This window comes from Pseudomonas sp. FG29, assembly GCF_057809355.1.
Window position 1 is genome coordinate 1 of record NZ_JBMDJU010000056.1, and the last position, 558, is coordinate 558.

1 protein-coding gene is annotated in these 558 nt (G+C 62.5%); it reads right to left on the reverse strand.

Going from position 1 to position 558, the window contains the following annotated elements; translation table 11 throughout:
- A partial coding sequence (locus tag ACODS1_RS24125; RefSeq protein WP_489087642.1) for an ExeA family protein occupies positions 1 to 558 on the reverse strand: 558 nt, incomplete at both ends.

The window sequence follows — 558 nt, forward strand, 5'->3', positions numbered from 1 at the left end:
TGTTCACCGCTAGCGGGTAGCACAGGGAGATCACCTGGTTCTCGCGCACCTTGCCCCGGCCCACGTTCAGCGACATGCGCAGGCGGTTGCGGATCTCGTCGAAAGCCGAAGGCTCGAAGACGGACAGGTAGTCCACGTCGATGCGGGCAAACTTGTGCTTGAGGTAAGCCTCCACCTGGTTGTCCAGGGGCTTGAGGCGGATCAGTTCGCAGCGCTGCACCACCTCGCGCACGGCTGGGTTGTACTCGCTGAGCTTGTCGGCAAGCTCGGTCTGGCCAACCAGGATGAAGGCCAGCAGTTTCTTGAAGCCGGCCTGCAGCTCATAGAAGCGCTTGAGGTGCTTGAGCGTGGTGATGGGCAGGCTGTGCGCCTCTTCGATAATCACCACATGGCGGCGCCCGGCTTGGGCGCTGGCCAGCAGCAACTCATGCATCTGGCGGGAGCGATCTTCCTGGCTGCGGCGCGGCTTAACGCTGGGGTCGATGCAGCGGATGATCGCGCCGGTAATGTCCAGGGCCTTGAGCGTCTTGCCCTTAACGTTGTCGTCTTCCACGCCCA